At 65.5% G+C, this 25,574-nt stretch carries 33 protein-coding genes; 17 read left to right on the top strand and 16 right to left on the bottom strand.

The window, feature by feature from the left end; all coding sequences use genetic code 11:
- Positions 1-3: 3 nt before the first annotated feature.
- Entirely contained in the window at positions 4-669 is a 666-nt protein-coding gene (gene gmk / locus MOK15_RS13845) for a guanylate kinase (protein ID WP_242932148.1), read from the bottom strand.
- Between the two features lie 74 nt (positions 670-743).
- On the opposite strand from gmk, the gene MOK15_RS13840 reads away from it, so the two are divergent.
- A complete protein-coding gene (locus MOK15_RS13840) occupies positions 744-1,295 on the top strand; it encodes a DUF2585 family protein (RefSeq protein ID WP_242932147.1) in 552 nt (183 codons plus the stop codon).
- Here the strand turns inward: MOK15_RS13840 and MOK15_RS13835 are convergent.
- From MOK15_RS13835 to MOK15_RS13825, 3 genes are all read right to left on the bottom strand, one after another.
- The gene (locus MOK15_RS13835) at positions 1,292-1,639 is read right to left on the bottom strand and encodes a hypothetical protein (protein ID WP_242932146.1); all 348 of its coding nucleotides are present in this window, start codon (positions 1,637-1,639) and stop codon (positions 1,292-1,294) included. The genes MOK15_RS13840 and MOK15_RS13835 overlap by 4 nt on opposite strands.
- Before the next feature lie 49 nt (positions 1,640-1,688).
- Positions 1,689-3,074: a class II fumarate hydratase gene (gene fumC / locus MOK15_RS13830; protein ID WP_242932145.1), complete on the bottom strand. Its 1,386-nt coding sequence runs from the start codon at positions 3,072-3,074 to the stop codon at positions 1,689-1,691.
- Between the two features lie 485 nt (positions 3,075-3,559).
- Positions 3,560-3,880, bottom strand: coding sequence for a winged helix-turn-helix transcriptional regulator (locus tag MOK15_RS13825; protein WP_242932144.1), 321 nt, complete (start codon positions 3,878-3,880; stop codon positions 3,560-3,562).
- Between the two features lie 107 nt (positions 3,881-3,987).
- Here MOK15_RS13825 and MOK15_RS13820 point away from each other — a divergent pair, with 107 nt between their 5' ends.
- The 8 genes from MOK15_RS13820 (at position 3,988) to MOK15_RS13785 (ending at position 9,826) form a co-directional block, all read left to right on the top strand.
- On the top strand, positions 3,988-4,965 hold the full coding sequence (locus MOK15_RS13820; RefSeq protein WP_242932143.1) for a DMT family transporter: 978 nt from the start codon (positions 3,988-3,990) through the stop codon (positions 4,963-4,965).
- Positions 4,966-4,975: 10 nt separating this feature from the next.
- Positions 4,976-5,362: a fluoride efflux transporter CrcB gene (crcB, locus tag MOK15_RS13815; RefSeq protein WP_242932142.1), complete on the top strand. Its 387-nt coding sequence runs from the start codon at positions 4,976-4,978 to the stop codon at positions 5,360-5,362.
- Complete coding sequence (locus MOK15_RS13810) at positions 5,359-6,738, top strand: RluA family pseudouridine synthase (protein WP_242932141.1); 1,380 nt, start codon at positions 5,359-5,361, stop codon at positions 6,736-6,738. The genes crcB and MOK15_RS13810 overlap by 4 nt, the downstream gene beginning before the upstream one ends.
- Positions 6,739-6,747: 9 nt before the next feature.
- Positions 6,748-7,356 (top strand): FMN-binding negative transcriptional regulator, encoded by a 609-nt coding sequence (locus MOK15_RS13805; protein WP_242932140.1) that lies wholly within the window; start codon positions 6,748-6,750, stop codon positions 7,354-7,356.
- Positions 7,357-7,366: 10 nt separating this feature from the next.
- Positions 7,367-8,026, top strand: a complete 660-nt coding sequence (locus tag MOK15_RS13800) for an HAD-IA family hydrolase (protein WP_242932139.1) — start codon at positions 7,367-7,369, stop codon at positions 8,024-8,026.
- Positions 8,023-8,280, top strand: a complete 258-nt coding sequence (locus tag MOK15_RS13795; RefSeq protein WP_242932138.1) for a hypothetical protein — start codon at positions 8,023-8,025, stop codon at positions 8,278-8,280. The genes MOK15_RS13800 and MOK15_RS13795 overlap by 4 nt, the downstream gene beginning before the upstream one ends.
- The gene (locus MOK15_RS13790; protein WP_242932137.1) at positions 8,277-8,972 is read left to right on the top strand and encodes an ATP12 family protein; all 696 of its coding nucleotides are present in this window, start codon (positions 8,277-8,279) and stop codon (positions 8,970-8,972) included. The genes MOK15_RS13795 and MOK15_RS13790 overlap by 4 nt, the downstream gene beginning before the upstream one ends.
- A gap of 107 nt (positions 8,973-9,079) precedes the next feature.
- Positions 9,080-9,826, top strand: coding sequence for a hypothetical protein (locus MOK15_RS13785; protein WP_242932759.1), 747 nt, complete (start codon positions 9,080-9,082; stop codon positions 9,824-9,826).
- Between the two features lie 283 nt (positions 9,827-10,109).
- Here the strand turns inward: MOK15_RS13785 and MOK15_RS13780 are convergent, their stop codons facing one another.
- The 3 genes from MOK15_RS13780 to MOK15_RS13770 are packed head-to-tail and all read right to left on the bottom strand — an operon-like array spanning position 10,110 to position 12,621.
- The gene (locus MOK15_RS13780) at positions 10,110-10,793 is read right to left on the bottom strand and encodes a murein L,D-transpeptidase catalytic domain family protein (protein WP_242932136.1); all 684 of its coding nucleotides are present in this window, start codon (positions 10,791-10,793) and stop codon (positions 10,110-10,112) included.
- Between the two features lie 52 nt (positions 10,794-10,845).
- Positions 10,846-11,166 carry a hypothetical protein gene (locus MOK15_RS13775; protein ID WP_242932135.1) on the bottom strand — a complete coding sequence of 107 codons (321 nt, stop codon included), beginning with the start codon at positions 11,164-11,166 and terminating at the stop codon, positions 10,846-10,848.
- A 6-nt stretch (positions 11,167-11,172) separates the two neighbouring features.
- The gene (locus tag MOK15_RS13770; protein ID WP_242932134.1) at positions 11,173-12,621 is read right to left on the bottom strand and encodes a L,D-transpeptidase family protein; all 1,449 of its coding nucleotides are present in this window, start codon (positions 12,619-12,621) and stop codon (positions 11,173-11,175) included.
- Positions 12,622-12,678: 57 nt separating this feature from the next.
- On the opposite strand from MOK15_RS13770, the gene MOK15_RS13765 reads away from it, so the two are divergent.
- Positions 12,679-13,596 (top strand): histone deacetylase, encoded by a 918-nt coding sequence (locus tag MOK15_RS13765; protein ID WP_242932133.1) that lies wholly within the window; start codon positions 12,679-12,681, stop codon positions 13,594-13,596.
- Here the strand turns inward: MOK15_RS13765 and MOK15_RS13760 are convergent.
- The 7 genes from MOK15_RS13760 to hisB all read right to left on the bottom strand — a co-directional run bounded on the left by MOK15_RS13760 (position 13,571) and on the right by hisB (position 18,142).
- A complete protein-coding gene (locus tag MOK15_RS13760) occupies positions 13,571-14,143 on the bottom strand; it encodes a hypothetical protein (protein ID WP_242932132.1) in 573 nt (190 codons plus the stop codon). The two genes, MOK15_RS13765 and MOK15_RS13760, sit on opposite strands and share 26 nt — an antisense overlap.
- A 164-nt stretch (positions 14,144-14,307) precedes the next feature.
- Entirely contained in the window at positions 14,308-14,628 is a 321-nt protein-coding gene (locus MOK15_RS13755) for a phosphoribosyl-ATP diphosphatase (protein ID WP_242932131.1), read from the bottom strand.
- A gap of 36 nt (positions 14,629-14,664) precedes the next feature.
- The gene (locus MOK15_RS13750) at positions 14,665-14,946 is read right to left on the bottom strand and encodes a PEP-CTERM sorting domain-containing protein (RefSeq protein ID WP_242932130.1); all 282 of its coding nucleotides are present in this window, start codon (positions 14,944-14,946) and stop codon (positions 14,665-14,667) included.
- A 168-nt stretch (positions 14,947-15,114) separates the two neighbouring features.
- Complete coding sequence (hisF, locus tag MOK15_RS13745) at positions 15,115-15,879, bottom strand: imidazole glycerol phosphate synthase subunit HisF (protein ID WP_242932129.1); 765 nt, start codon at positions 15,877-15,879, stop codon at positions 15,115-15,117.
- A gap of 148 nt (positions 15,880-16,027) precedes the next feature.
- A complete protein-coding gene (gene hisA, locus MOK15_RS13740; RefSeq protein ID WP_242932128.1) occupies positions 16,028-16,765 on the bottom strand; it encodes a 1-(5-phosphoribosyl)-5-[(5-phosphoribosylamino)methylideneamino]imidazole-4-carboxamide isomerase in 738 nt (245 codons plus the stop codon).
- Complete coding sequence (gene hisH, locus MOK15_RS13735) at positions 16,762-17,376, bottom strand: imidazole glycerol phosphate synthase subunit HisH (RefSeq protein WP_242932127.1); 615 nt, start codon at positions 17,374-17,376, stop codon at positions 16,762-16,764. The genes hisA and hisH overlap by 4 nt, the downstream gene beginning before the upstream one ends.
- Before the next feature lie 178 nt (positions 17,377-17,554).
- Positions 17,555-18,142, bottom strand: a complete 588-nt coding sequence (gene hisB, locus MOK15_RS13730; RefSeq protein WP_242932126.1) for an imidazoleglycerol-phosphate dehydratase HisB — start codon at positions 18,140-18,142, stop codon at positions 17,555-17,557.
- A gap of 85 nt (positions 18,143-18,227) precedes the next feature.
- Between hisB and MOK15_RS13725 the strand changes: the two genes are divergently transcribed.
- Positions 18,228-18,704, top strand: a complete 477-nt coding sequence (locus MOK15_RS13725) for a ClpXP protease specificity-enhancing factor SspB (protein WP_242932125.1) — start codon at positions 18,228-18,230, stop codon at positions 18,702-18,704.
- A 697-nt stretch (positions 18,705-19,401) separates the two neighbouring features.
- On the opposite strand, the gene MOK15_RS13720 is transcribed toward MOK15_RS13725, so the two are convergent.
- On the bottom strand, positions 19,402-20,145 hold the full coding sequence (locus MOK15_RS13720) for a hypothetical protein (protein WP_242932124.1): 744 nt from the start codon (positions 20,143-20,145) through the stop codon (positions 19,402-19,404).
- Positions 20,146-20,303: 158 nt separating this feature from the next.
- Here MOK15_RS13720 and MOK15_RS13715 point away from each other — a divergent pair, with 158 nt between their 5' ends.
- Positions 20,304-20,525, top strand: a complete 222-nt coding sequence (locus MOK15_RS13715; protein ID WP_242932758.1) for a hypothetical protein — start codon at positions 20,304-20,306, stop codon at positions 20,523-20,525.
- A 17-nt stretch (positions 20,526-20,542) separates the two neighbouring features.
- The gene (gene rarD / locus MOK15_RS13710; RefSeq protein WP_242932123.1) at positions 20,543-21,424 is read left to right on the top strand and encodes an EamA family transporter RarD; all 882 of its coding nucleotides are present in this window, start codon (positions 20,543-20,545) and stop codon (positions 21,422-21,424) included.
- Positions 21,425-21,507: 83 nt separating this feature from the next.
- Here rarD and MOK15_RS13705 read toward each other — a convergent pair whose 3' ends face one another.
- A complete protein-coding gene (locus tag MOK15_RS13705; protein ID WP_242932122.1) occupies positions 21,508-22,839 on the bottom strand; it encodes a dihydroorotase in 1,332 nt (443 codons plus the stop codon).
- A 153-nt stretch (positions 22,840-22,992) separates the two neighbouring features.
- Here MOK15_RS13705 and MOK15_RS13700 point away from each other — a divergent pair, with 153 nt between their 5' ends.
- From MOK15_RS13700 to rpsK, 4 genes are all read left to right on the top strand, one after another.
- Complete coding sequence (locus MOK15_RS13700) at positions 22,993-23,730, top strand: folate-binding protein (protein WP_242932757.1); 738 nt, start codon at positions 22,993-22,995, stop codon at positions 23,728-23,730.
- Entirely contained in the window at positions 23,727-24,485 is a 759-nt protein-coding gene (locus MOK15_RS13695; RefSeq protein ID WP_242932121.1) for a glutaminyl-peptide cyclotransferase, read from the top strand. Before MOK15_RS13700 ends, MOK15_RS13695 begins: the two co-directional genes overlap by 4 nt.
- A 192-nt stretch (positions 24,486-24,677) precedes the next feature.
- On the top strand, positions 24,678-25,046 hold the full coding sequence (gene rpsM / locus MOK15_RS13690; protein ID WP_242932120.1) for a 30S ribosomal protein S13: 369 nt from the start codon (positions 24,678-24,680) through the stop codon (positions 25,044-25,046).
- 75 nt (positions 25,047-25,121) lie between these two features.
- A complete protein-coding gene (rpsK, locus tag MOK15_RS13685) occupies positions 25,122-25,511 on the top strand; it encodes a 30S ribosomal protein S11 (RefSeq protein WP_004208752.1) in 390 nt (129 codons plus the stop codon).
- Positions 25,512-25,574: the final 63 nt, after the last annotated feature.

Here is a 25,574-nt window from a genome sequence, read left to right as displayed (position 1 = left end):
GGATCAATCCTCCTGGTGATAGCGGCTCAATTTGCGGATGAAGCCAATCAGGCCGGTCTGGCGGCTGCGCTTCATGCGTTCGGCATGGAGGATAGTCTGCACCCGCCGGAAGCAATCCTCGGCATCGACATTGCAGAGCACATAGTCATAGCCGTCCCAATGCGCGATCTCGCCCGCGGCGCGGGCCATGCGGCCATCGATCACTTCCGAACTGTCGGTGGCGCGACCGCGCAGACGGCGCTCCAGTTCCTCCATCGACGGCGGCAGGATGAAGATGCGGACCACATCGCCACCGGCGATCTGGTGCAACTGCTGCGCGCCCTGCCAGTCGATGTCGAACAGCACATCCTTGCCCGACTTCAGCATCGCGTCCACCGGCGCGCGCGGGGTGCCGTAACGCTGGCCGAAGACATGCGCCCATTCCAGAAACTCATGGTCCGTCGTCATCCGGCGAAATTCTTCCAGATCGACGAAATGATAATCCTTGCCGTCCACCTCGCCCGGCCGCATCGGCCGCGTGGTGGCGGACACCGACATGGACAGGTCGGATTCCGCCGCGAGCAGCTTGCGCGCGATGGTGGACTTGCCCGCGCCCGAGGGCGAGGACAGGACGAAAAGCACGCCGCGGCGCTTGAAATCGGGAGTCTCTGAGGGGATGCTGTCAGCCATGACCGCTAGTGGCGTCATGCACGCATTTTTGCAAGGGGTTGGGGAGGTTGGCATTGAACCGCAGGCTTAAAAGAATGAATCGGCGCGGCTTTATCCTCGCTGCGCTGATCGCGGCGGCGGCCTGCGCCATCCTCTTCCTGATGAACCGCCCGCCCATCTGCACCTGCGGCAGGATCGAGCTGTGGCATAGCGCTCTCGACAGCGGCAACAGCCAGCATATTGCCGACTGGTACAGCCTCAGCCATGTGATCCACGGCTTCCTCTTCTATGCCGGCGCATGGCTGCTGTTGCGCCGTCAGCCGCCGGGTATCCGGCTCGCGCTGGCCGTCGCGGTCGAAGCGGCCTGGGAAATTCTGGAAAACTCGCCTTTCATCATCGACCGTTATCGCACGGCGACGATTGCGCTGGGCTATTCGGGGGATTCGATCCTCAATTCGATGAGCGACATCGGCATGATGACGATCGGTTTCCTTTTCGCCGCCCGTGCGCCGGTCTGGCTGACGGTGACGATCGCCATCGCGCTGGAACTGCTGGCGCTGGCGGTGATCCGCGACAATCTGACGCTCAACGTCCTGATGCTGACCTTCCCGATCGACGCGGTCCGGGAATGGCAGGCCGCGCTCTAACCCTTCCGCACCTTGCGCGCATGTTCGATCGGAATCGGCTCGCCGCTCTTGTCGGGCAGGCGCTTCAAGGCCTTCTTCCGGTCCGCCGCCCGCTTCGCTTCAAAGAGCTTGCCCGCCATATAGGCGCCGGTGATGAACAAGGCGCCGGCTGGATAGCGCGTGATGAACCGTTTGGCGCCCGCGCCCGCGAGCAGGCCGATGACGCCCTTCTTGCCCGTGTCCGCCGCCACCCGCGCCGCCACGACGGCCGCGCCGGCCCGTGCCACCTTGCGCAGCAGCCCCGCCTTTTTCAGCGGAGCGGTGGTCACCAGCGGTGCGGCGGGGGTGGGTATTTTCTTCCTCATAGGGGATCAATGTATCGCACGCCCGCCGGTTCCGCCATGATGATCAGGATCAGACCATATTTTCCGGACGCACCAGCCGGTCGAAGGTCGGCTCGTCCACCAGCCCCAGTTCAAGGCCCGCCTGCTTGAGCGTCAGCCCCTTCTTATGCGCGTGCTTGGCGATGGCGGCGGCATTGTCGTAGCCGATCTCGGGCGCGAGCGCCGTCACCAGCATCAGCGAGCGATCGACCAGTTCGGCGATCCGCGTTTCATTGGCCTCCAGCCCATCGACGCAGCGCTCCGCGAAACTGTCCATGCCGACGCTGAGCAGATGGACGGACCGCAGCACCGCAGCACCGATCAGCGGCTTGAAGACGTTGAGTTCCAGATGGCCTTGCAGGCCGCCGACCGTCACCGCCTGATGATTGCCGATCACCTGGGCCGCGACCATAGTCAGCATCTCGCACTGGGTCGGGTTGACCTTGCCCGGCATGATCGAGCTGCCCGGTTCGTTGGCGGGCAGGTCCAGTTCACCCAGACCCGAACGCGGGCCGCTGCCCAGCAGGCGGATATCGTTGGCGATCTTGGTCAGGGCGACGGCCAGCGTCGCAAGGGCCGCAGACAGATGGACCAGCGGATCGTTCGACGCCAGCGCCTCGAACTTGTTGTCGGCGGTGCGGAAGGGCAGGCCGGTCAGGGTTGCGATCTCCGCAGCAATGGCGACGTCGAACCCTGCGGGCGCATTGAGGCCCGTGCCGACCGCAGTGCCGCCCTGCGCCAATGCCATCATGCCGTGCTTGGTCGCCGGCTCGATCCGCTTGCGGCTGCGATAGACCTGATGGGCATAGCCGGAAAATTCCTGCCCCAGGGTCAGCGGGGTCGCGTCCTGCAAATGGGTACGACCGATCTTGACGATCCCCTCCCATGCCTTCGCCTTGGCATCCAGCGCGGCGTGCAGCCGGTCGAGCGCGGGGAAAAGCTGTCCGGTGACCGCGCGCGCGGTGGCGATATGCATGGCGGTGGGGAAGCTGTCGTTGGACGATTGCCCGAAGTTCACACCGTCATTGGGATGCACCGGGGACTTGCCGCCGCGCGTGCCGGTGAGGATTTCGTTGGCGCGGCCGGCGATCACTTCGTTGACGTTCATGTTGGACTGGGTGCCGCTGCCGGTCTGCCAGATGACCAGCGGAAACTGGTCGTCATGCTGGCCCGCGATCACTTCGGCGGCGGCAGCCTCGATCGCGTCGGCGAGCCTGGCGTCCAGCCCATGTTTGCGGTTCACCCGCGCCGCCGCCTGCTTCACGATGGCAAGGCCGTGGACGATGCCGATCGGCATCCGCTCCGTATCGCCGAAGGGAAAATTCTCGATACTGCGCTGGGTCTGCGCCCCCCAATAGGCGTCGACCGGAACCTCGATGGCGCCAATGCTGTCGGTCTCGGTGCGGGTAGCGGACATTCAGGACTCCCAGTTAAGAATCAATCGCAATTACTGTGTCCCATGTAGGGAGAAGGCGCGAAAATCCAAGGCGAATTTAGCGGACGGAACCATTGTGTCCGGAAACTTGGCAAAGTTCATACATATGCACCGCGAGAAGTGCCGAAGGATAGCGGCGCCGGGCGCTGTAGGACAGGGGAATGGATGCGTGGGGGAAGATTGGGGCGGTGACAGGCTGGGGGGAGTGCCCCCTTATACCAAAATGCATTGATGAGAACTCATGCCGGCCTGTTCCCCGGCGAAAGCCGGGGAACAGCAATCGGTCGATCTTGATGAGTCATTCTCTACGCAGCCGGGTATTATTCGTCATGCCAGCGCAGGCTGGCATCTCAGGCAATGACGCGCCAGATCGCCTGAGACCCCAGCTTGCGCTGGGGTGACGATCGAGAATAGGGAAGGCAACCATCCGCCCGGCCTCCTCGACAGGCTGGACCCGACCGCCGGTCTCACGGGATCACCAGTTCCATCCCTGCCTTGACCCGGTCGAGCGCCAGATAGCTGTGATAGCTCGCCACCCACGCATTTTCCGCGAAGAGGCGGCGGGTGGTGGCTTCGTAGCTACGCATGTCGGGCGCGACGATCGCGGCGTTGCGGGCGATCACGCCGCTCTTTTCCATCGCGGCGATGCGACGTTGAACCGCAGCGGTCGACAGGTTCACCGCTTCGGCAATGGCGCGCTGGGGCATCCGGTTGTCGCACTGGACGATTCGCAGGATCGCCCGGTCGAACGGGTCGAGGGGGCGGGGCAAGGGGCGGAAAGCAGCCATGATCGAGTAATTGTTGCATTTGATGGCGCAATCAAGAGCATTTTTCCCGCCGTTATGATGATAATACTCACATCGATCGCAACATGGGTTCGGAAAAAGGCGGTATCATGAGCAAGGGATCGGGCGGCGGCGCTACGCTGGCGGGCATCCTGTTCGGCATGGGCGCGGGTGCGCTGTGGGGCCTCGTCTTTCTCGCGCCCGAAGTGGTGCGCGGCTTCAGCCCGCTGGAACAGGCGGTCGGCCGCTACCTGGCCTATGGCGCGATGTCAGCGCTGCTGATCGCACCGCGCTGGCGCACGCTCGCGGCGCTGATGACGCCGCGCATCCTGTGGGCGCTCGCCTGGCTCGCGCTGGCGGGCAATCTTTTCTATTATGTGCTGCTGGCCAGCGCGGTGCAGATGGGCGGGATCGCCATGACCTCTCTGGTGGTCGGCTTCCTGCCGGTCGCGGTGACGATCATCGGCAGCCGCGAGGCGGGCGCCGTGCCGCTGCGCCAGTTGGCGCCGTCGCTGCTGCTCTGCATGGCGGGCGCGCTCTGCATCGGCTGGCAGGCGGTCGCGATGCCCGGATCGGGGCCGATGGCGACGCGACTGGCGGGCCTGGCCTGTGCGGTCGGGGCGCTGATATCCTGGACCGCCTTTGCCATCGGCAACAATCACTGGCTGCGGCAACTGGGCGACATGCGCGCGCAGGACTGGAACTTCCTCATCGGCCTGGCGACGGGCGCACAGGCGCTGTTGTTCCTGCCGGTCGTCTTCCTGATCGGCGTCGGACAGCATGACGCCGCCGGCTGGGGCAAGTTCGCCGGCGTGGCGATCGGCGTCGCGCTGCTCGCATCGATCGTCGGCAATGCGCTGTGGAACCGGATGAGCCGGCTGCTGCCATTGACCATGGTCGGTCAGATGATCCTGTTCGAAACGGCTTTCGCGCTGATCTACGGCTTCCTCTGGGAACAGCGGCTGCCGACATTATGGGAAGGCGCGGCGTTCGTGCTGGTGGTGCTGAGCGTCATCACCTGCATCGCCACGCATCGGCGACCCATTGCGGCGGAAGCAGGCCTTTCCCCTTTGGCGGAATCGCTATAGGGCGGGTCGCATGACCAATCTCCTTCTCGTGATGGGCGGCGGCGCGGCTGGCGCTGCGCTGCGCTATCAGCTTGGCCGCTTCGCCGGGCAGATCGCCCCCGGCGCCACATGGCCCTGGGGCACCTTTGCCGCCAATCTGATCGGCGGCTTCGCCATGGGCCTGCTCGCCGGATGGCTGGCGCGGGGCAACGCCGTGTCGGGCGAGCCGGTCCGCCTGTTGCTGGGCGTGGGAGTGCTGGGCGGCTTCACCACTTTTTCCGCCTTCAGCCTGGAGACGATGCTGATGATCGAACGCGGGCAAGGCGCGCTGGCGATGGGCTATGCGGTGGCGTCCGTGATCGGCGCGGTGGCGGCGCTGGCGCTGGGCCTGGGCGTCGCGCGGAGTGTCGCGGCATGAAGGGGCGGCCTCCGAGCAAGGGCGGCGCCCGTTCGTCCGGCAATGACGCGCGCGGCGCGGGTCCGCGTGGCGGCAAGCCCGCGGGCGGGCGGTCTTCGGATCGCAAATCGGCCGATCGCAAAATGGGCGGCGCGCCCGGTCGCGGCAAGCCGACCGGCCCGCGCAAGGGCGACGGCGACAAGCCCGCTTTCAGGCCCAAGGCGCCGGCAGCGGCCAAATCGGCCGCGGCAAAGCCTGCCCCGGTCAAGACCGCATCTGCCAAGCCCAATCCCGCCAAGGGCGTGTCGCTCGACGTGCGGCAGTTCCGGGTGAAGGCGGACGATGACGGCATCCGGCTCGACCGCTGGTTCCAGCGGCACTTGCCCGATGTCGGCTTCAACCTGGTGTCGCGCTGGTCGCGCACCGGGCAGTTGCGGGTCGATGGCGCGCGCGCCGCGCCGGGCGATCGCATCGTCGAAGGACAGATGATCCGCGTCCCGCCCGCCGAACAGAAGCCTGAGGCGGCCGAAAAGCCCAAGCGGGTGCGCGTGATCGACCTGACCCCGGACGAGATCGCCTATGCTCAGGAGATGGTGATCCACCGCGACGAGCAGGCGATCGTCATCAACAAGCCGCCGGGCCTTGCCACGCAGGGCGGGACCAAGACCGACGAGCATGTCGACAAGCTGCTCGACGGCCTGCTGTTCGACCTGGAATCCCGGCCCAAGCTGGTCCATCGGCTGGACAAGGACACGTCGGGCGCGCTGCTGCTGGCGCGCACCAGCCGCTCCGCCGCCCATTTCGCCAAGGCCTTTTCCAGCCGTACCGCGCGCAAGGTCTATTGGGCGCTGGTGATGGGCGTGCCCAGCATCAATGACGGCATGATCGAACTGCCGCTCGCCAAGCAGCCGGGCACCGGCGGCGAGAAGATGCATGTGGATGAGGCGGAAGGCCTGCCCGCCCGCACCCGCTATCGCGTAATCGAGCGCGCGGGCAACCGCGCCGCCTGGGTCGAGCTGCAACCCTATACCGGGCGCACGCACCAGCTTCGCGTCCACATGGCCGCGATCGGCCATCCGATCGTGGGTGACGGCAAATATGGCGGCAAGGAAGCATTCCTCAGCGGCACGATCAGCCGCAAGATGCACCTTCATGCCCGGCGCATACGGATCGACCATCCCGATGGCGGCCGGGTCGATGTGATGGCGGACCTGCCGCCGCACTTCGCCTCCAGCCTGCATGATCTGGGCTTCGACCTCAGCCTGGGCGACCTGCTGCTGGACGATGAGATCGACCGGACCCCCACCCGCGAGGACGAGAAGAAGTTCGCGCGCCAGCACGCCAAGCAGGTACGCAAGGACCGCAAGGGCGAGCGCCGGTCACGCGGATCACGCTGAGAGACAGCGATGCATCCGGACCCCAAATTTCGCTGGCGCGACGAAAATGAACTGCGCGCCTTCGTGGCGACAGAGCGTTTCGGGACGCTGTTTGTCCAGACGCCGGATGGACCGGCGGTCGCCCATGTGCCGGTGCTGTGGCTGGACGAGGCGCGGATCGGCTTTCACCTGTCGCGCGGCAACCGGCTCGCGCCACATGTCGATGGCGCGCGGGCGCTGTTCGTGGTCAACGGGCCGCATGGCTATGTCAGTCCGGACTGGTATGGCATCGACGATCAGGTGCCGACCTGGAACTATGTCGCTGCCGAGCTGGAGGGCGAGGTTCGCGCTTTGCCGGCCGAAGCGCTGCCCGCGCTGATCGACGCGCTGTCGCTGGACAATGAGGCGCGGCTGGCGCCCAAGCCGGTCTGGACCCGCGACAAGATGACCCCCGGCCTGTTCGATCGGATGGCGGGCGCGATCATCGGCTATGAAATGCGGGTGACAGACTGGCGCGGCACGCGCAAACTGGGGCAGAACAAGGTGCCGGCCGCCCGCGCGGCGGCGGCGGACGGAATGGCGGCGGCGGGCGATGAAGCCATTGCCGCCCTGATGCGGGGGACATTGGAAGGCGCATGAGCAACTGCCCATGACCAACAAACTGGCCGTTTTCGATTGCGATGGTACGCTGGTCGACAGCCAGCATAGCATCTGCACCGCGATGGTGCGCGCCTTTGACGAGGCGAAGCTGATGCCGCCCGAACGACCGGCGATCCTGTCGGTGGTGGGACTGTCGCTGCCGGTGGCGATGGCGCGCCTGCTGCCGGAGGCGGAGAGCGATTTCCACGACCATCTGGCCGAGCGCTACAAGCGGGCCTTCCACGCGCTGCGGCAGGAAAATGCGGTGTCGGAGCCGCTCTATCCCGGTATTGCCGATCTGGTGCATGACCTGGACGCGGCCGGATGGCTGCTGGGCGTGGCGACGGGCAAGTCCGATCGCGGCCTCAACCTCTGCCTCACCCATCATGGCATCGTCGACCGGTTCGTGACGCTCCAGACCGCCGACCGGCACCCGTCCAAGCCGCATCCCTCGATGCTCCAGACCGCCATGGCGGAGGCGGGCGCGACGCCCGAAACCACGGTAATGATCGGCGACACCAGTTTCGACATCGACATGGGGCTGGCGGCCGGTGCGCGAACGATCGGCGTCGGCTGGGGCTATCATGCGCCCGATGATCTGATCGCGGCGGGCGCCCATGCCGTGGCGATGGACAGCGCGGAATTGCGCGGCCATATCGGCGCGCCATGACAGATTCCCCTCCGCCGCCCCGGCCAGATCCCGACAAGGTCGCGCGCCAGCGTCATTTCGCCATCGGCCTGTTCCGCCTGTCGGGCGCCTTCATCGTGATGTTCGGCTTCCTCGCCATCATGCAGCGTTTCACCTGGGTGCAGGGCGACAAGGCCAAGGTGTTCGGCGCGATCATGGTCGTCACCGGCCTGTTCCAGTTCATCATCGTCCCGCGCCTGCTGCTGGCGTTGTTCCGGCATAAACCGCCGCGATGAAGCGTTTCTACAAGGATGCGGCCGTCGTCCCGGCCGAAGCGGCGTTTGCGATCCAGCTCGACGGGCGGCCGGTGCGCACGCCCGCGCGCGCGCTGTTGGCGCTGCCGACGCAGGCATTGGCCGATGCGGTGGCGGCCGAATGGCGGGCGCAGGGCGAGACGGTCGATCCCGCCGCCATGCCCATCACCGGCCTTGCCAATGCGGCGATCGACCATGTCGCGCCCAACGGGCAAGATTTCGCCGCCGGGGTCGCGCGCTATGCGCAAAGCGATCTGCTCTGCTATCGTGCCGACCGCCCCGATATGCTGGTCGCGCGGCAGGCGGCTGCCTGGGACCCACTGCTCGACTGGGCGCGGGCGCGCTATGACGTGACCTTCGTGGTGACGCAGGGGATCATCCCCGTGCCCCAGCCGGAAGAGACGCTGGTTCGGCTGAGCGCGGCGGTGGCTGCGCTCGATCCCTTCACGCTCACCGGCCTGTCGACCCTGGTGACGCTCAGCGGCTCGCTGGTCTGCGGGCTGGCCCTGGTCGACGGCGGTCATGACCTCGACGCCATCTGGCAAGCGGCGGAAATCGACGAGGCCTGGCAGATCGCACAATGGGGCGAAGATGCGGAGGCAACGGCCAGAAGCGCCCGACGCAAGGCCGATTTCGCCACGGCAGGCGATTTTTGCGTGATGAGCCGCCCCTGACGCGATAGGAACCGCAGGGCTGTTTCATTCATTCTGGGATTGGCGGGGCGGGATATGCCCGTTCGACATCCTGGCCATAACTCAAGGAGACCCCGACGTTGGCCCAGTTGCTGACCCAGTCCGTTCTGACTGCCCTTGTTTCGGCGCCGCTGGCGCTTGCCGCGCCCGTGCTGGCGCAGCAAGCCCCAACCACTCAGCCAACCCCTCAGGGCGCCCCGGCGGAAACCGCCCCCGTCGCCAGGGAAATGACCCCGGACGAAATCGCCGCCTTCAACCAGGCCGTGACCGACTTCACCGCCGGGCAGAGCGCACAGCAGACCGGCGACAATGCGAACGCGGTCATCAAATATGACGCCGCCATGCCGGCCATCCGTACCGCGGTGGAGGCTGACCCCGGCAAGATCGACAATGTAACCTTCCTCGCCAACGCCCTCTATGCCGACGCCGCCGCCTATAGCGCGCTGGGGCAGATGGACAGGATGATTGCGCTCTACGACGAATCGCTGCCGCACTGGCGCAAAGTGGTGGAGGCCAAGCCGGCCGACGCCGCCAGCCGCAACATCCTGGCCGGTATTCTCATCCAGATCGGCAATCAGAAGCTGGCGACCAGCGACACCAATGGCGCCGACCCTTATTATCAGGAAGCCCTGCCGCTGGCGCGCCAGTCGGTGGCGGAACAGCCCGGCGATGCAGCGGCCAAGAATATCCTGCTCTCCGCCCTGATCGGCGCCAGCCAGACCTCCATGGAGGAAGGGCTGCGCGACGAGCTGATCGGCATGGGCAAGGCGATGATCGCCGACGGATCGATCGACGCGGCCAACAAGCCTTCGATCGACGCGCTGACCGGCTCCTGACGCACATATCAAGATATATTGATGGGAACTTATGCGGACCTGTTCCCCGGCGAAAGCCGGAGTCCAGTTCGAACCTTGGATCTGGACTCCGGCTTTCGGCCTACGGCCGAAGTTTATCCTGAGCGCCTGCTGCAAGCAGGCAGTCGAAGGGCCGGGGAACCACAACCAGTTGATCTTGAAAAATCATTTTCTACGCGGCCTGGTATCCGTTGTTGCGTAGGGACCGACCCACATCACCCCACCAATATCAGGGCGGATTGCAGTGGTAGGCTAACACCGCGCCTCAACCCCTGCCGATCTTGTCCGCGTAGAGCATCCGCCCCGGCCCCAGCAGGCCCAGCACCTGCGGCACGATGTGCGGGGCGACGGCGAAGCAGCCTTCGGAGCGGCCGCATTTGCCCCAGACGGCGACATGATCCTCGCTCACATAGTCGGCGCCGTGGATGACGATGGCGCGCGATTCGGCATTGCTGTTCTGCGGGTCGAGGCCGACAAGGCGCATCGATCGGCCGTGCTGGCCGAAATACATGTCACCCGTCCGGAACGCGCCCTGGCTGCTGGCGAGCGAGTTGAACTCATTGGAAAAGCTGTGCAGCCAGCCCGAATGCGCGGGGTCGGACCCACGGCCATGCGAGACCAGATAGCTGCTGGTCTGCCCGCCGATCAGGTCGACGACGTGCATCCGCGCATCTTTCGACGGGGCGTCGAAATCGACGATCGCCACCCGGTCGCGCAGCGCGAAGGCGTCGGCATGACGATCAAGCGCGGCCTTGGCGCGCTCCAGCAGCGCGGCATAAGGTTTTTGTGCAACCGCGCGCGGCGTGGCGGGAACCGCAGCCGCATTTGCGGGTTGAGGCCCCAGAGTTTCTGGTCCCGTCATCGGCAGCGCGGCACGACCCATGCTGTCGGACAGAAATGAAAAGGCGAGTCCGCTTAACGCGAACTTCGTGAAATTGCGGCGATCCATTCGCCCAATATAGCAAAACTGACGCCCCGGTTGAAGACCGGGGCGAACGATCCTACTCGCCTGTGCCGCTCGATTCGTCCGCAGGCTGGCTCTGCTCGCCGCCTTCGGGCAGGCGAGCGGTCATACCGGTGGCTTCCGCATCATCTTGAATCTGTTGCCGTTCCGACACCGAAGGGGGCGGCGCGGCCGGAGTCGCGACGGCATTATTCTGCGGTTCGGGCTGGGGGGCGTCGGGTTCGTCGACGGTCACATTCTCCACCGGCGGCTCGACCAGATTGTTGGTCGCGGCGGGCGATGCCTCTTCCTCATGCTTCTTGCCGCAGGCGGACAAGGCAAGGGCGCCGGCAAGAGCGATCAGGGCAAATTTGCGCATGGGGCGTCAGTCCTTCGATGCGATGGTGGAGGAAGGGGCGGCGGTGGGATCGACGCGCCGGCTCGACGCCTCGATCTTCTGCGCGAGCAGCTTGTCCCAGCCATAGGGGTCCGCGCGGAAGCTGACCGTGCCATTGTTGCTGGCAAAGGCGGTCCAGTAGAGCAGATAGACGGCCACCTGATTGGGCAGCGAGACACGTTGCGTCTTGCCTTCGTCGATCAGCGTCTGGATCTGGCCGTTGAGGTTCGGGTCTGGGGCGACCATCCGCTCGGCCAGCGCCACCGGCTTTTCCAGGCGGATGCAGCCATGGCTGGCGAGCCGGTCGTAGCTGGAGAATTTCCCGCGCGACGGCGTGTCGTGCAGATAGACGGCGAAGGGATTGTTGAAGTCGAACTTCAACCGGCCAAGCGCGCTGCCCGGCCCCGCCGGCTGGACGATGCGCTCGCCGCCTTCGGGGGTCTTGACGATCTTGTATCCCTGCCTGGCCAGCGCAGCGCGCCCCTTGGGGAATAATTCCCGCTTGGCGATCGACATCGGCACGTTCCAGGGCGGATTGACCACGATCGAATGGATGCTGGACGACAGCATCGGCGTCTGATTGTCCGGGCTGCCGGTGACGGCGCGCATGGAAGTGACGGGCTGGTCGCCTTCGAACAGGGTCAGCACGGCGGCGGCGATATTCACCTGCACCCGATTGACCGGCAGGCTGCGCGGCATCCAGCGCCAGCGTTCCATATTCGCCATGATCGCCGCGATCCGGTCGTCCACATCGACATTGAGCGCTTCGAGCGTGCGCACGCCCAACTGGCCGGTGGGTTCCAGCCCATAGCGGCGCTGGGCGCGCTGGATCACGTCGACCAGCTTTTCGTCGGGCGTGACGGCAGGGTCTTCCAACGCGATGCGCTTGCGCACCACATCGGGCGCGGACGTGGCGCTGAGCGTGGGCCAGCCGCCCTTGTCGCGGATCGCCTCATATTTGATGAGGCCCTTGCGCAGCGTTTCATAACCGGCCCAGGGCGGGGTCAGACCGTTGGCCCATTGTTGCAGCCGGTCCTCGGCCACGGCCCTGGCCAAGCCGGGGCGCGGATCGAAAGCGGCGGGACGCAGCGCCCATATGTCGAGGAAGTCGGCGGTGCCGACGCGGCCGGTGCTGAGCGCCCTGGCCCGGTCAAGCAACGCGCCGATCAACGCCGATCCGCTCAGCGGACCGCTCGCCTTCTGCCGCGCCATCAGACCCTGGGCCGCTCCGTTCTTGAGCCAGTCGTTCGCCCATGCCTCCTGCGTCGGGGACAAGGCCGGGATGGGCACGGGTGGCGGAACAATGACCACTGGGGGCAGCGGCTGTACCTGCTGCGGCTGGACCAGTGGCGCGGCGGGAGTCTGCGCAATGCCGGGGACGGCGCCGAGGCCGGCGAGCGTCAGCAGCGAAAAACGGATCAAATTGGGACGGTTCATGCTGGACCAGATAGCGCAAAGCGGCCAACGTTCAAATCGGGATAGCTGGAAAAGATCATGCTGCACGTTGTTCACCATCCCGCCTATGTCTCCCCTGCAACACCCGGCAGCCATTTTCGTTTCGATAAATATGGCCTGGTGATGGAAGCACTGCGTGAAAGCGGCCTATCCTATGTGACCCATGAGCCACAGTCCATGCCGCGCGACTGGATCGCGGCGGTGCATGATCCCGCCTATGTCGACCAGGTGTTGAGCCTGACGGTGCCGCCCGACAAGGAGCGACGGATCGGCTTTCCGGTGACGGAACATATCATGCGCCGGTCGATCCTGTCGCCCGGCGGCACATGGCTGGCGGCGAAGCTGGCGCTGACCCATGGCTATGCCGCCAATGCGGCGGGGGGAAGCCATCATGCCCTCAGCCATACAGGCGCAGGCTATTGCATATTCAATGACCTGGCGATCGCGGCCAACCGGCTGATCGCGGAGGGCGACGCCGCGCGCATCCTGATCCTCGACCTGGATGTGCATCAGGGTGACGGGACCGCCTCCCTGCTCGCCGGGCGCGGCGACATCTTCACCCTGTCGGTCCATGCGGAAAGGAATTTCCCGGCGCGCAAGGCGCGATCGACGCTGGACGTGGGGCTGGAGGACGGGACCGGGGACGAAGCCTATCTGGCCGTGCTGGGCGATGTGGTGCCGCGCGTGCTGGATGACTTCGCGCCGGACCTGATCCTCTACCAGGCCGGGGTCGATCCGCATCAAGAAGATCGGCTGGGCCGGCTGGCGCTGACCGACGCCGGACTGGACGCGCGCGATCGTTTCGTCATGCGGCAGGCGCGTGGGCGGGGCGTGCCGGTCGCCAGCACCATGGGCGGCGGCTATGGCGCGGACCGCATGGCGATCGCCCGCCGCCATGCCGCCTGCATGATCCGGATGGCGGAGGAGGCTATTAGTGGAACGTATCGGCTGACGTGACCTTCGCCGCTTTCCCCTCCATCAGCTTCGCCGCGATCAGCCCCGCCAGTGCCAGCGCGACGAAATCGCTAAAGGCGAGGTAGAGGATATAGCCCCAGGGCGCATGGTTGAACACGGCCTGTCCGACATGCATCCACAGCACCGCCGCCAGCGCGAACAGGATGGCGACGCGCGCCCGGCCGGCGAAGTCGGCGAAGGCGAAGCGCAGCGCCAGCGCGATCAGCACGCCGACCACGAGCGACAGGATCAGCCCGCCGATCAGCGCCGTGCTGTCCATCACGGGAAAACCGCTTTCATTATAGAAGATCTGCGCCACCGGCCCGCGCCCGTAGAGGATCGTCCCCTGCGCGGTCGATGGGTCGGGGATCACATAAACGCCGGTGCCGGTGGGGGTCAGCGCCTGCGCCAGCGCCGCCTGCAAATCGGCGCTCGGCTGCGCGTCGGCGCGACTTAGCGCCAGCGCGCTCAGGGGCGTGCCCCAGAAAATGAAGCCGGTGATGAACATGGCCAGGCCGCCAGCCAGACCGCCGATGAGAGAACGAACCATCCTGAACCTCCCCCTTTTTCGTGACGCAAAGCTGACGCATCAACGCAAAAGGAGCAACATCTTTCCGGAAGGCCGTGTTTAATCCTTCGCCTGGATGTCGATTTTCATCCGCATTACGGCGGATTGGATACCGATCGCTCCTGATTTCTGGCCTGATTCTTGGCCTAATCCTGGGAACGTGCGGCCTTTTCGGCGATACCCGACACGCCTTCGCGCCGGTCCAGCTCGTCCAGCACGGCGTCGAGCGGCACGTCGAGATCGGCGAGCAGCAGCAGCAGGTGGAACAGCAGGTCGGCGCTTTCGCCGATCGCTCCCTCCCGATCATCGGCCATGGCGGCGATGACGGTCTCCACCGCTTCCTCGCCGACCTTCTGCGCGATCTTGGCGCGGCCTTTGGCGGTCAGCCTGGCGACATAGGAGGTCGACGGATCGGCGCTCCGCCGCTGGCGGATGGTGTGTTCGAGAGCATGAAGGGTCGCGCGCATGGAGCGCATCAAGCGCCGCGCGCGCGACCCGTCAAATCATTTCTGCTTGCGGCGGGCAAAGAGGACGCGCCCGGCCAGCACCGCCGCCCCCATGGCGAACAGCGTCATCTGCTCCGGTTCCGGCACCGGCGTAGGCGTGCCGCCCGACGATCCACCGCCCGAGCTGGTGCTGGTGCTGCCGCCGCTGGTCGAGCCGCCGGACGACGAACCGCCGCACTTGCCGAACCAGCAGCCCCAGGTCGCCTGGGCGGGTGCGGGGATCGCCGTACCCATCAGGCCGGTCACGCCGGCCACGAGAAGCATCTTGGTCAGTTTCATTTGCATCACCCTGTTTGCGCGAACCATGATCGGTTGAACGCGACCCGCCTTGGTCAAAGCAGACTCCATGCCACAGGGATCAGATCGGCGGATTTTCGTGCCGGTGAAAGGTTAACCGCGCGCAGGGAAACGGGAGGCATGTAAAGGAAACCGACACTCCCGCGCCGGTCAGGCGGCGCGCACCGGTACACCGGCCGCCGCCAGGGCGCGATGCGCCTGCGCTATCGTATGCTGGCCGAAATGGAAGATGGAGGCGGCCAGCACGGCGCTGGCATGGCCCTCCACCACACCCTCGACCAGATGATCCAGCGTGCCGACGCCGCCGCTGGCGATCACCGGGATCGGAACCGCGTCCGCGATCGTGCGGGTGAGCGCCAGGTCATAGCCCTGCTTCGTGCCGTCGCCGTCCATCGACGTGACGAGCAATTCGCCCGCGCCCAGTTCGGTCAGGCGCAAGGCGTGCTCCAGCGCGTCGATGCCCGTCGGCTTGCGCCCGCCATGGGTGAAGATTTCCCACCGATTCTCGCCCACGCGTCGGGCGTCGACCGACCCCACGATGCACTGGCTGCCGAAGCGGTCGGCAATGTCGGCGACCAGTTCGGGCCGGGCGACCGCCGCGCTGTTGACCGCCACCTTGTCCGCCCCGGCGAGCAGCAGCGCGCGCGCATCCTCCGCGCTGCGCACGCCGCCGCCCACGGTCACGGGCATGAAACAGACTTCGGCGGTGCGGCGCACCACGTCGAGGATGGTGCCGCGCGCCTCATGCGTGGCGGTGATGTCGAGAAAGCAGAGTTCATCCGCGCCGGCCGCATCATAGAGCCTGGCCTGCTCCACCGGATCGCCCGCGTCCTTGAGGTCGACGAAATTGACGCCCTTCACCACGCGGCCATTGGCGACGTCGAGGCAGGGGATGACGCGGGTCCGGACGGTCATGATTCCTCCCCGGAGCGGGGAGGGGGACCAGCCGCAGGCTGGTGGAGGGGGCTATCCTCCTGGCGCTGTGCAGGAGGATAGCCCCCTCCACCACCAGCTTCGCTGGCGGTCCCCCTCCCCGTATCGGGAAGGATCGGACTGCCCCCGCTCACGCCGCCGCCTGCGCCACGGCCAGTGCGGCTTTCAGATCGAGGCGGCCGTCATAGAGCGCCCGCCCGGTGATGACGCCTTCTATCCCTTCATCGGCATGAAGGCTCAATATGCGGATGTCGGCGATGCCCGCCACGCCGCCGCTGGCGATCACCGGAATGTCGGTGGCGCGGGCGAGGTCGACGGTCGCATCGACATTGCACCCCTTGAGTAGCCCATCGCGGCCGACATCAGTGAAAAGCAGGCTGGCGACGCCCGCATCCTCGAACCGGCGGGCGAGGTCGATCACCGGCATGTCGCTCTTTTCCGCCCAGCCGTCGGTCGCGACGAAGCCGTCGCGCGCATCGACCGCGACGACGATGCCGCCGGGGAAGTCGCGCGCCGCCGCCTTGACGAAGACCGGGTCTTTCAGCGCCGCCGTGCCGATGACGATGCGCGATACGCCAAGGTCGAACCAGCGTTCCACCGACTCGCGGTTGCGGATACCGCCGCCCAACTGGACATGGCCGGGGAAAGTCTCGACGATCTTCTCGACCGCCGCCGCATTCACCGCATGGCCCGCGAAGCTGCCGTCCAGGTCCACGACATGGAGATGCTGGGCGCCCGCCTGCGCGAAGAGCAGCGCCTGCGCGGCGGGATCGTCGCCATAAACGGTGGCGCGGTCCATGTCGCCCTCGGCGAGGCGAACGACCTGGCCATTTTTCAGGTCAATGGCGGGAAAGACGATCAGGCTCATGGCCGCCACTCCAGAAAGCGGGAAAGGAAGGAAAGGCCATAACGCTGGCTCTTTTCGGGATGGAACTGGCAGCCGATGATGGTGTCGCGGGCGACCGCGGCGACCAGCGGACCGCCATGGTCGGTTGTGGCGGCGACATGCGCCGGGTCGGCCACGTCAAAATGATAGCTGTGCAGGAAATAGGCCTCGCCCGCCTCCAGCAGGGGCGGCGCGCCGTTCAGCACGACATCGTTCCAGCCCATATGCGGCACCTTGATCGCGGCGTCGGCCGGTTCGATCAGCCGCACCGTGCCCGGAATCCAGCCCAGCCCTTCGTGCCGGCCGAACTCCTCGCCCGCATCGGCCAGCAATTGCATTCCCACGCAGACGCCCAGGAAAGGAATGCCGCGTCCGTTCACCGCCGCGTTCATCGCGTCCACCATGCCGGGGATCGCCACCAGCGCGTCGCGGCAGGCACGAAAAGCGCCCACGCCCGGCAGGACGATGCGGTCGGCCCTGGCCACCAGATCGGCGTCGGCGGTGATGGTCACATTCTCCGCCCCCGCCTTGCGCAGGGCGTTATGGACCGAATGAAGATTGCCCGCGCCGTAATCGATCAGGGCAATCGTCATGCGCCCCTCCCCGTACAAGCACGGCTATAATATTGGGAGCGAAGCGCTCCTTCGTCGTCACCCTGCACTTGTTTCAGGGTCCATTTCGCCGCCCGAACCGACAGACCCGGCGGCGCGATGGATGCTGAAACAAGTTCAGCATGACGGAGGGAGGGAAGGCTGGAATGGGCGTTGACGCTCACAACATCCCCTTGGTCGACGGAATCGCGTCCGCCTTGCGCGGGTCGATCTCGACCGCCTGGCGCAGTGCGCGGGCCAGTCCCTTGAACGCGCTTTCGACGATATGGTGGTTGTTGCCGCCATAAAGATTCTCGATGTGCAGCGTGATTCCGGCGGCCTGGGCGAAGCTGTGGAAGAAATGCTCCACCATCTCCGTGTCCCATTCGCCGATCTTCTGCACGGTAAAGGGCAGGTTGCACACCAGCCAGGGGCGGCCCGAAATGTCGAGCGCGACGCGGGTCAGCGTTTCGTCCATCGGCGAATAGACGCTGCCATACCGGCTGATGCCGCGCTTGTCGCCCAGCGCCTTGGCCACCGCTTCGCCGATCGCGATCGCGGTATCCTCAGTGGTGTGATGCTGATCGACATGCAGGTCGCCCACCGTCTTCACATCCATGTCGATCAGCGAATGACGCGACAATTGCTCGATCATATGGTCGAGGAAACCGATGCCCGTCGACACCGTATAAAGGCCCGTTCCGTCGAGGTTGACGGTGACGTCGATCTGGGTTTCCGCCGTGTTGCGGTGAATCTCGGCCGTGCGCATGGCCGCCCTATAGCGCCTCACGCCAGTCATGCAATCTGTCTGGACGGGGTTGACCCTCTGATTCGTGCCGCTAGGACATTGGGCCATGAGCGACGACCTGCCCGATAGCCTGATTCCCTATGACGAAATCGTGCAGGAGGCCCTGCGCGCAGTCGTCGGCCGCGTGCTGGGCGAAGTGCAGCAGACCGGCGGCCTGCCGGGCGCGCATCATTTCTACATCACCTTCAAGACTCAGGCGCCGGGCGTCGACATCCCCAAGCATCTGATCGAGCGCTTTCCGGACGAGATGACCATCGTCCTCCAGAATAAATATTGGGACTTGAAGGTCAGCGACAAGCATTTCGAGGTCAGCCTGACCTTTAATCAGGTCGCGGCGCATCTTGATATCCCCTTCAGCGCGATCACCGCCTTCGTCGATCCGGCGGTCAACTTCGCGCTGCAGTTCCAGGTTCAGGGTGACGAGCTGCCCGACCTGCACGACGAAGCCGAAAACGACGCCCCGCAGGTGAAGACCGAAGATGGCTCCAACGTCGTGACGGTGGATTTCGGCAAGAAGAAATAAGCGCAAGCCTCGCTTAGGGCGGATCGACATTCCGGTTAAAGCAGAAAAGCCTTGGCCTCATTTTCAACGTCATGCCGAACCCTTCGACAGGCTCAGGACAGGCTTGATCCGGCATCCAGAGCGCAAGTGCCGCCCTTTGTGGCCCTGGATGCCGGATCAAGCCTGTCCTGACTGCTTAGGAAGCACCTAATACCAAGATACATTGATAAGAACTCATGCTGACCTGTTCCCCGGCGAAAGCCGGGGTCCAGTTCCACGGTTCGAACTGGACCCCGGCTTTCGCCGGGGAACAGCAATCGGTCGATCTTGATGAGTCATTCTCTACGCAGTTTGGTATAAAACCGTGAATGTCGATCTGGCCTAAGCGTGAGGTGTGATCCGGCATCACGGAATCCAGAGTGGTTATTCATAACCCTGGATGCTGACTTTCGTCAGCATGACGGGGATGGGTGGATGGCGGAATGCCGGTTTTTTCCATCCTCCCCTTGTAGGGGATCATTGCAAAAATCGGCTCTACCTATTTCCATCGTCATCCCCGCGCAGGCGGGGATCCATCTCCCGCCTTCGCGGGAATGACGGAGGGGTATCCCGCTCTCGATAAGGCGACACCCCGCCACCACTTCGTGGCCCTCCTCCCCTGACAGGACAAGACCAGGCGCATCCGCAATTGGCCGCCCTGCATCAGGCCGCCACGCTCTTACCGGCCATTGTCCGCGATGATGTCGACGCTGGTCTTGCCGCCGGGCGCGTCGGTGAAGAGGATGAAATAGGCGCTGCCGTCGGACCCGCGCGTGCCGCCCAGCACATGATCGCCGTCCATGATCTTATGCTCGCCGTCATAACCGGCGCGGCGGGCCAGCGTATAATAATAGTCCATCACGCCCTGCCTGGGAACCGGCGTCACGAAACTCGCCGCGCGCAGGGTGCAGCCATCGGCCTGCGCGCCCGCCGCCTCGGTCAGTTGCGCGCCGGGATAGAGGGCGAAGGGTTCGGGCAGGCGCTGCGCCCATTCCATGCCGTAGTTGAGCTTCTTCGCGCAGCCGGCATTGCCGCCACGGGCCGCCGCCTGCTCGCGCGCGACCGCGCCCAGCGTCACGGTCGACGCCAACGCCTCCCCCGCGCTCGGGGCCGGGGCGGAGAGCAGCTTGCCGCCCGCCAGCTTCACCGCCTCCACCTGCGCCTTGCCCGCATCGCCCGATAGCAGCGGCACCGCGCCATTGGTGGGGCGATCGGCCGGGCGCACGGCGTTGCGGTTCGACTGGCCCACCAGTTGCGGATCGACCACGATCGGATCAGCCAGCGCCCCTTTCAGCGCCGGGTCAGCCGCATTGTTGGTGAGCTGCGCGTCAAGCGCGGCGAGATTGGCTTCCTTGTCACCCTGGCCGCAGGCGACGAGCGCCAACGCCAGGGACAAGATGCCGACGGACCGGATAAGCGCCATATTTCACTCCTTCGCCGGCGGGATATGCACAAGAAGAGTTGCTCTATCCTTTAGAGCCGCCGCCGGATTGACCGATTTTTCCGCCCAAGGCCAGTTTCGTGTCACTGGCATCGCCCCGGTGTCTTGCTCTGGGACAGGTTGAAGGCCATGTGTTGACGATGCTCAACATCCTTTCCGCCTTCATTGGTCTTGTGACCCTTATCCTGATGATCCCGGCGTTCATCCCACTGCTGGGAGCGCTCAACTGGATATTGGTGCCGATCGCCCTGTTCGGCGCGTTCGTGGGCATATTGTCCTCGAAGAATGGCGGACGGAATTTCTGCCTGATCGTCGCCGCCTTCGGCGCGCTGCGCCTGTTCCTGGGTGGAGGCATATTCTGAACCACGCGGACGCCGAAATGCGGCGCGGCCTGCTGGCCGCGGTCGGCGCCTATGGGCTGTGGGGGCTGCTGCCGCTTTTCTTCCGCCTGCTCCACCATGTCGATCCATTGGAGATCGTTACCCAGCGCATCCTCTGGTCGCTGCTGCTGATCCTGACGCTGCTGGCGCTGCGGCGCGGCCTGCCGCCTTTCATCGCCGCGCTGCGCGATCGCCGGCTGCTATTGCCGCTCGCCGGTTCCGCGCTGATGATCGGCATCAACTGGGTCACTTATGTCTGGGCGGTCAATGACGACCATGTGATCGCGGCGAGCCTGGGCTATTTCCTCAACCCGCTGGTCAACGTCACGCTGGGCGTGCTGGTGCTCAAGGAAAGGCTGCGCCGCGCGCAGATGCTGGCGATCGGCGTCGCGGCGGTCGGCGTCATCATCCTTGCCGCATCGGCGCTGACTACCCTGTGGATCAGCCTGGCGCTGGCGTTCAGCTTCGCCTTCTACGGCCTGCTGCGGAAACTGACCCCGGTGGCGCCGATGACGGGCCTGGGCGTCGAAACCGCCCTGCTCGCCCCGCTGGCCGTCGCCTATCTGTTCTGGGAACTGAGCCATGGCGGCGTCGGCTTCGGACAGGATGCGCCGACCACCGCCCTGCTCATCGTGTCCGGCGCGGTGACGACGGTGCCGCTGGTGCTGTTCGCGATGGCGGCGCAGCGCCTGCCGATGGCGACGCTGGGCCTGCTGCAATATCTCGCCCCGACGCTGCAATTTCTCTGCGGCGTACTGCTGTTCGGCGAGAAGCTCAGCACCGGCCAGATGGCGAGCTTTGGCCTGATCTGGCTGGGACTGCTCCTCTTCGCCAGCGACGGCATCGCGACCGCGCGGCGAAGCAGGATGGCGACTGCATAACCAACATCCGTTCGTTTCGAGCGTGTCGAGAAACGCAGTGCCAGCCGCTTCTCGGCTTCGCTCGAAGCAAACGGGGTAAGAAATCAGGCGAACTGCGTCGCTTCGAACCGCACCGGTTCCCCCACCGCCGCATTGGCCAGCGCGTCTTCCCACATCACCCGATGGCCGCGCACGATCGTCCCGACCGCCTTGCCGGTCAGGTCCATCCCCTCGAACGGCGACCAGTCGCAGCGCGAGGCGAGCCAGTCGCTCCCCACCGTCCAGCGCTTCTTGAGGTCAACCACGGTGAAGTCGGCGTCATAGCCGATCGCGATCCGCCCCTTGCCCACCAGCCCGAACACGCGTTGCGGGCCTGAACTGGTCAGTTCGATGAAGCGGCGCAGCGTCAGCCGCCCCTCCGCCACATGGTTGAGCAGCAGCGGGATCAGCGTCTGCACGCCGGGCATACCGCTGGGCGAAGCGGGATAGGTCTTCGCCTTTTCCTCGATCGTATGGGGCGCATGGTCGCTGCCCAGCACGTCGGGCACACCCTGATTGAGCCAGTGCCACAGCCCGTCGCGATGCGCGGCGGAGCGAATCGGCGGGTTCATCTGCGCATAGCTGCCCAGGCGCGGATAGGCGTCCTCCGCCGCCAGCGTCAGATGCTGCGGCGTCACCTCGCAGGTGGCGATATCCTTGTTCTGCCCGATATATTCCAGTTCGGCAGGCGTCGTGACGTGCAGGATGTGGATACGGCGGCGCGCCTTGCGGGCCAGCGCGATGATCCGCTTCGTCGCGATCATCGCGCTCTCATCATCGCGCCAGACGGGGTGCGAGGACGGATCGCCCTCGACCCGCAAATCCTTGCGCGCATTCATCCGCGCCTCGTCCTCGGCATGGATGGCGACGCGGCGCGTGCCGCTCGCCAGCACGCGCGCAAGCGCGCCGTCATCGTCGACCAGCAGGCTGCCGGTCGACGCCCCCATGAAGATCTTCACCCCCGACGTGCCGGGAATCCGCTCCAGTTCCTTCAACTGTTCGGCATTGTCCGCCGTCGCCCCGACATAGAAGGCATGGTCGCACCACATGCGGTGATGGGCGCGCTTCAGCTTGTCATGCACCCGCTCGACGGTGTCGGTATTGGGATTGGTGTTGGGCATTTCGAACACGGCGGTAATCCCGCCCAGCACCGCGGCGCGGCTGCCGGATTCAAGGTCTTCCTTATGCTCCAGCCCCGGCTCGCGAAAATGGACCTGGCTGTCGATGCAGCCGGGCAGCACGTCCAGCCCGGTGCAGTCGATCACCTCGCCCGCCGCCCCCAGGCCGACGCCGATCGCCGCGATCCTGCCGCCGCGCACGCCCACGTCCACGCTCTCCGCGCCGCCCGGCGTATGGACGGTGCCGTTCTTGAGGATCAGGTCATAGGTCTGGGTCATGGCGTTGGTTCCGCTTAATTATCCGTTCGCCCTGAGCGAAGTCGAAGGACTCTGCCGAACGCAGTGAGGCCTTCGCTCCGCTCAGACAAGGGCTTCGACTTCGCTCAGCCCGAACGGGTTGGTAATTTGGCGCGACTGTCCTACCTAAAGCCGATGACCGGCACCACCCTGCGCGATCGCGCCATCTTGAGAATTTCGGGCGAGGAAGCCCGCCCCTTCCTCCAGGGCCTGCTCACCCGCGACGTGGTGACACTGGCGGAGGGCCAGCCGCGCTGGACCGGGCTGCTGACGCCGCAGGGCAAGGCGCTGTTCGACTTCGTCCTGTGGGCGGATGGCGACGATATCCTGATCGATTGCCAGGCCGCGCAGGCCGACACGCTCGCCAAACGCCTCACCCTCTATCGCCTCCGCCGCCAGGTGACGATCGCCCGCGACGAGTCGCTCGCCGCCCATTGGTCGCCCGACGCCCCCGGCGCGCCGCTCGACCCGCGCCTGCCCGCACTTGGGGGTCGCTGGCTGGCCCCCGCCACCGATGGCGACGCTTCGGCCGCTTTCCGCGCCCATCGCCTCTCGCTCGGTATTTTCGAAGGGGTGGAGGAACTGGGGCAGGACCAGATCCTATGGCTCGAAGCCAATGCAGAGGATCTGAACGGCGTCGATTATGACAAGGGCTGCTATGTCGGGCAGGAAAATACGGCGCGAATGCATTATCGCAACAAGGTGAACCGCCGCCTGGTCGCCGTGCCGCTGGCGCAGGCCGATGAGAAGCGCCAGCGCGCCGCCCTGCCCGACCTTGGCCTCTCGATCGAACTGCGCCGCGTCGAAACGCTCGATCCGGCCACGCTTCCCGCCTGGCTCGCCGAAGCGATCGAAGGCCAGGCCGCCGAATGAGGCGCATCCTGTTCGCGCTCATCAGCGCTTTCATCCTCGCCGCCCCGGCCCGGGCCGACACCCCTTGGAAACTGGTCAAGGCCTATCCCCACGACCCGACCGCCTTTACCGAAGGCCTCTTCTATCTCGACGGCGCGCTGTACGAGAGCACCGGGCTGGAGGGCCAGTCGGATATTCGCAAGGTCGCGCTCAAGACCGGCAAGATCCTGCAACGCCGCGTCATCGACCGGCCCTATTTCGGCGAGGGCATCGTCAACTGGAAGGATCGGCTCATCAGCCTCACCTGGCGGCATCGCCGGGGCTTCGTCTGGAACCTGGCCGATTTCGCGCCGCTGTCCGACTTCCGCTATCAGGGCGAGGGCTGGGGCATGACCCAGGACGGCCGCCACATCATCATGAGCGACGGCAGCGCGCAATTGCGCTTCCTCGACCCCGACAGCCTGGCCGAGCAGCGCCGCATCACCGTGACCTGGAACGGCCGCGCGGTCGACCGACTCAACGAACTGGAATGGGTGCGTGGCGAAATCTGGGCGAACATCTGGTATGATAGCCGGATCGCCCGCATCGACCCGGCGACCGGCGCCGTGATCGACTGGATCGACATCGCCCCGCTGCTGAAGGAGGCGGGCGTCAGGGACAGCGAAGCGGTCGCCAACGGCATCGCCTATGATGCCGCCAGGGACCGGGTGTTCATCACCGGCAAGAACTGGCCTAAACTGTTCGAAATCAAGGTCGCAAGCGAGCCGCGCAGTTGACTATTTTGTGCCGAATCGCTAAAGGCCCACCTCCCCAACACGCTGGTGAGCGGCAGTGCTTCTTGCACTGACCGTCTTTTTTGCGTCTAAGGGAATAGGAATCGGTCGTTTTTCCTCGCCAGGGACGAACGGTCCGGACGCTTTGAGATAGGGTGGCGCAAGCGGCCCTGTGGAGCAGGAGACAAGATTACCATGGCACGTATTGCGGGTGTAAACATCCCGACCAACAAGCGCGTTATCATCGCGCTCACCTACATCCACGGTATCGGCCGCAAGACCGCCGCCGACATCGCCACCAAGCTGGGCATCGACCACGGTCGCCGCGTTCAGGATCTGTCGGACGCCGAAGTCCTGCAGATTCGCGAAGCCATCGACGCCGATCTGACGGTCGAAGGCGATCTGCGCCGCGAAACCGCGATGAACATCAAGCGCCTGATGGACCTGGCCTGCTATCGCGGCCTGCGTCACCGTAAGGGTCTGCCGGTTCGCGGTCAGCGCACGCACACCAATGCGCGCACCCGCAAGGGCAAGGCGAAGCCGATCGCCGGCAAGAAGAAGTAATCGTTGAGGGGCCGCCCTTCGGCAAGCCCCTCCGGCGACTTCTACTTTTCAACGATTTCAGTAGGATAGAGCAAAATGGCACGCGAACCTCAGCGCATTAAGCGCCGCGAACGCAAAAACATCTCTGCCGGCGTCGCGCATGTGAACGCCAGCTTCAACAATACCATGGTGACCATCACCGACGCCCAGGGCAACGCAATTTCGTGGTCCTCGGCCGGCATGATGGGCTTCAAGGGCAGCCGCAAGTCGACCCCGTACGCCGCTCAGGTGTGCGCCGAAGACGCCGGCCGCAAGGCCGCCGAACATGGTGTTCGCACGCTGGAAGTCGAAGTGAAGGGTCCGGGTTCGGGCCGTGAATCGGCCCTACGCGCGCTGCAGGCCGTCGGCTTCCACATCACCTCGATCCGCGACGTGACGCCGATCCCGCACAACGGCGTGCGTCCGTCCAAGCGTCGTCGCGTCTGATCGCGCGCTGGCCATGAATAGCGGGCGGCGGACGCGCCGCCCGTTTGCCCGTCTGCATCGCCG

The organism is Sphingobium sp. BYY-5 (assembly GCF_022758885.1).
Lineage (GTDB): Bacteria > Pseudomonadota > Alphaproteobacteria > Sphingomonadales > Sphingomonadaceae > Sphingobium.
This window is presented reverse-complemented; position numbering and strand designations above follow the sequence as displayed.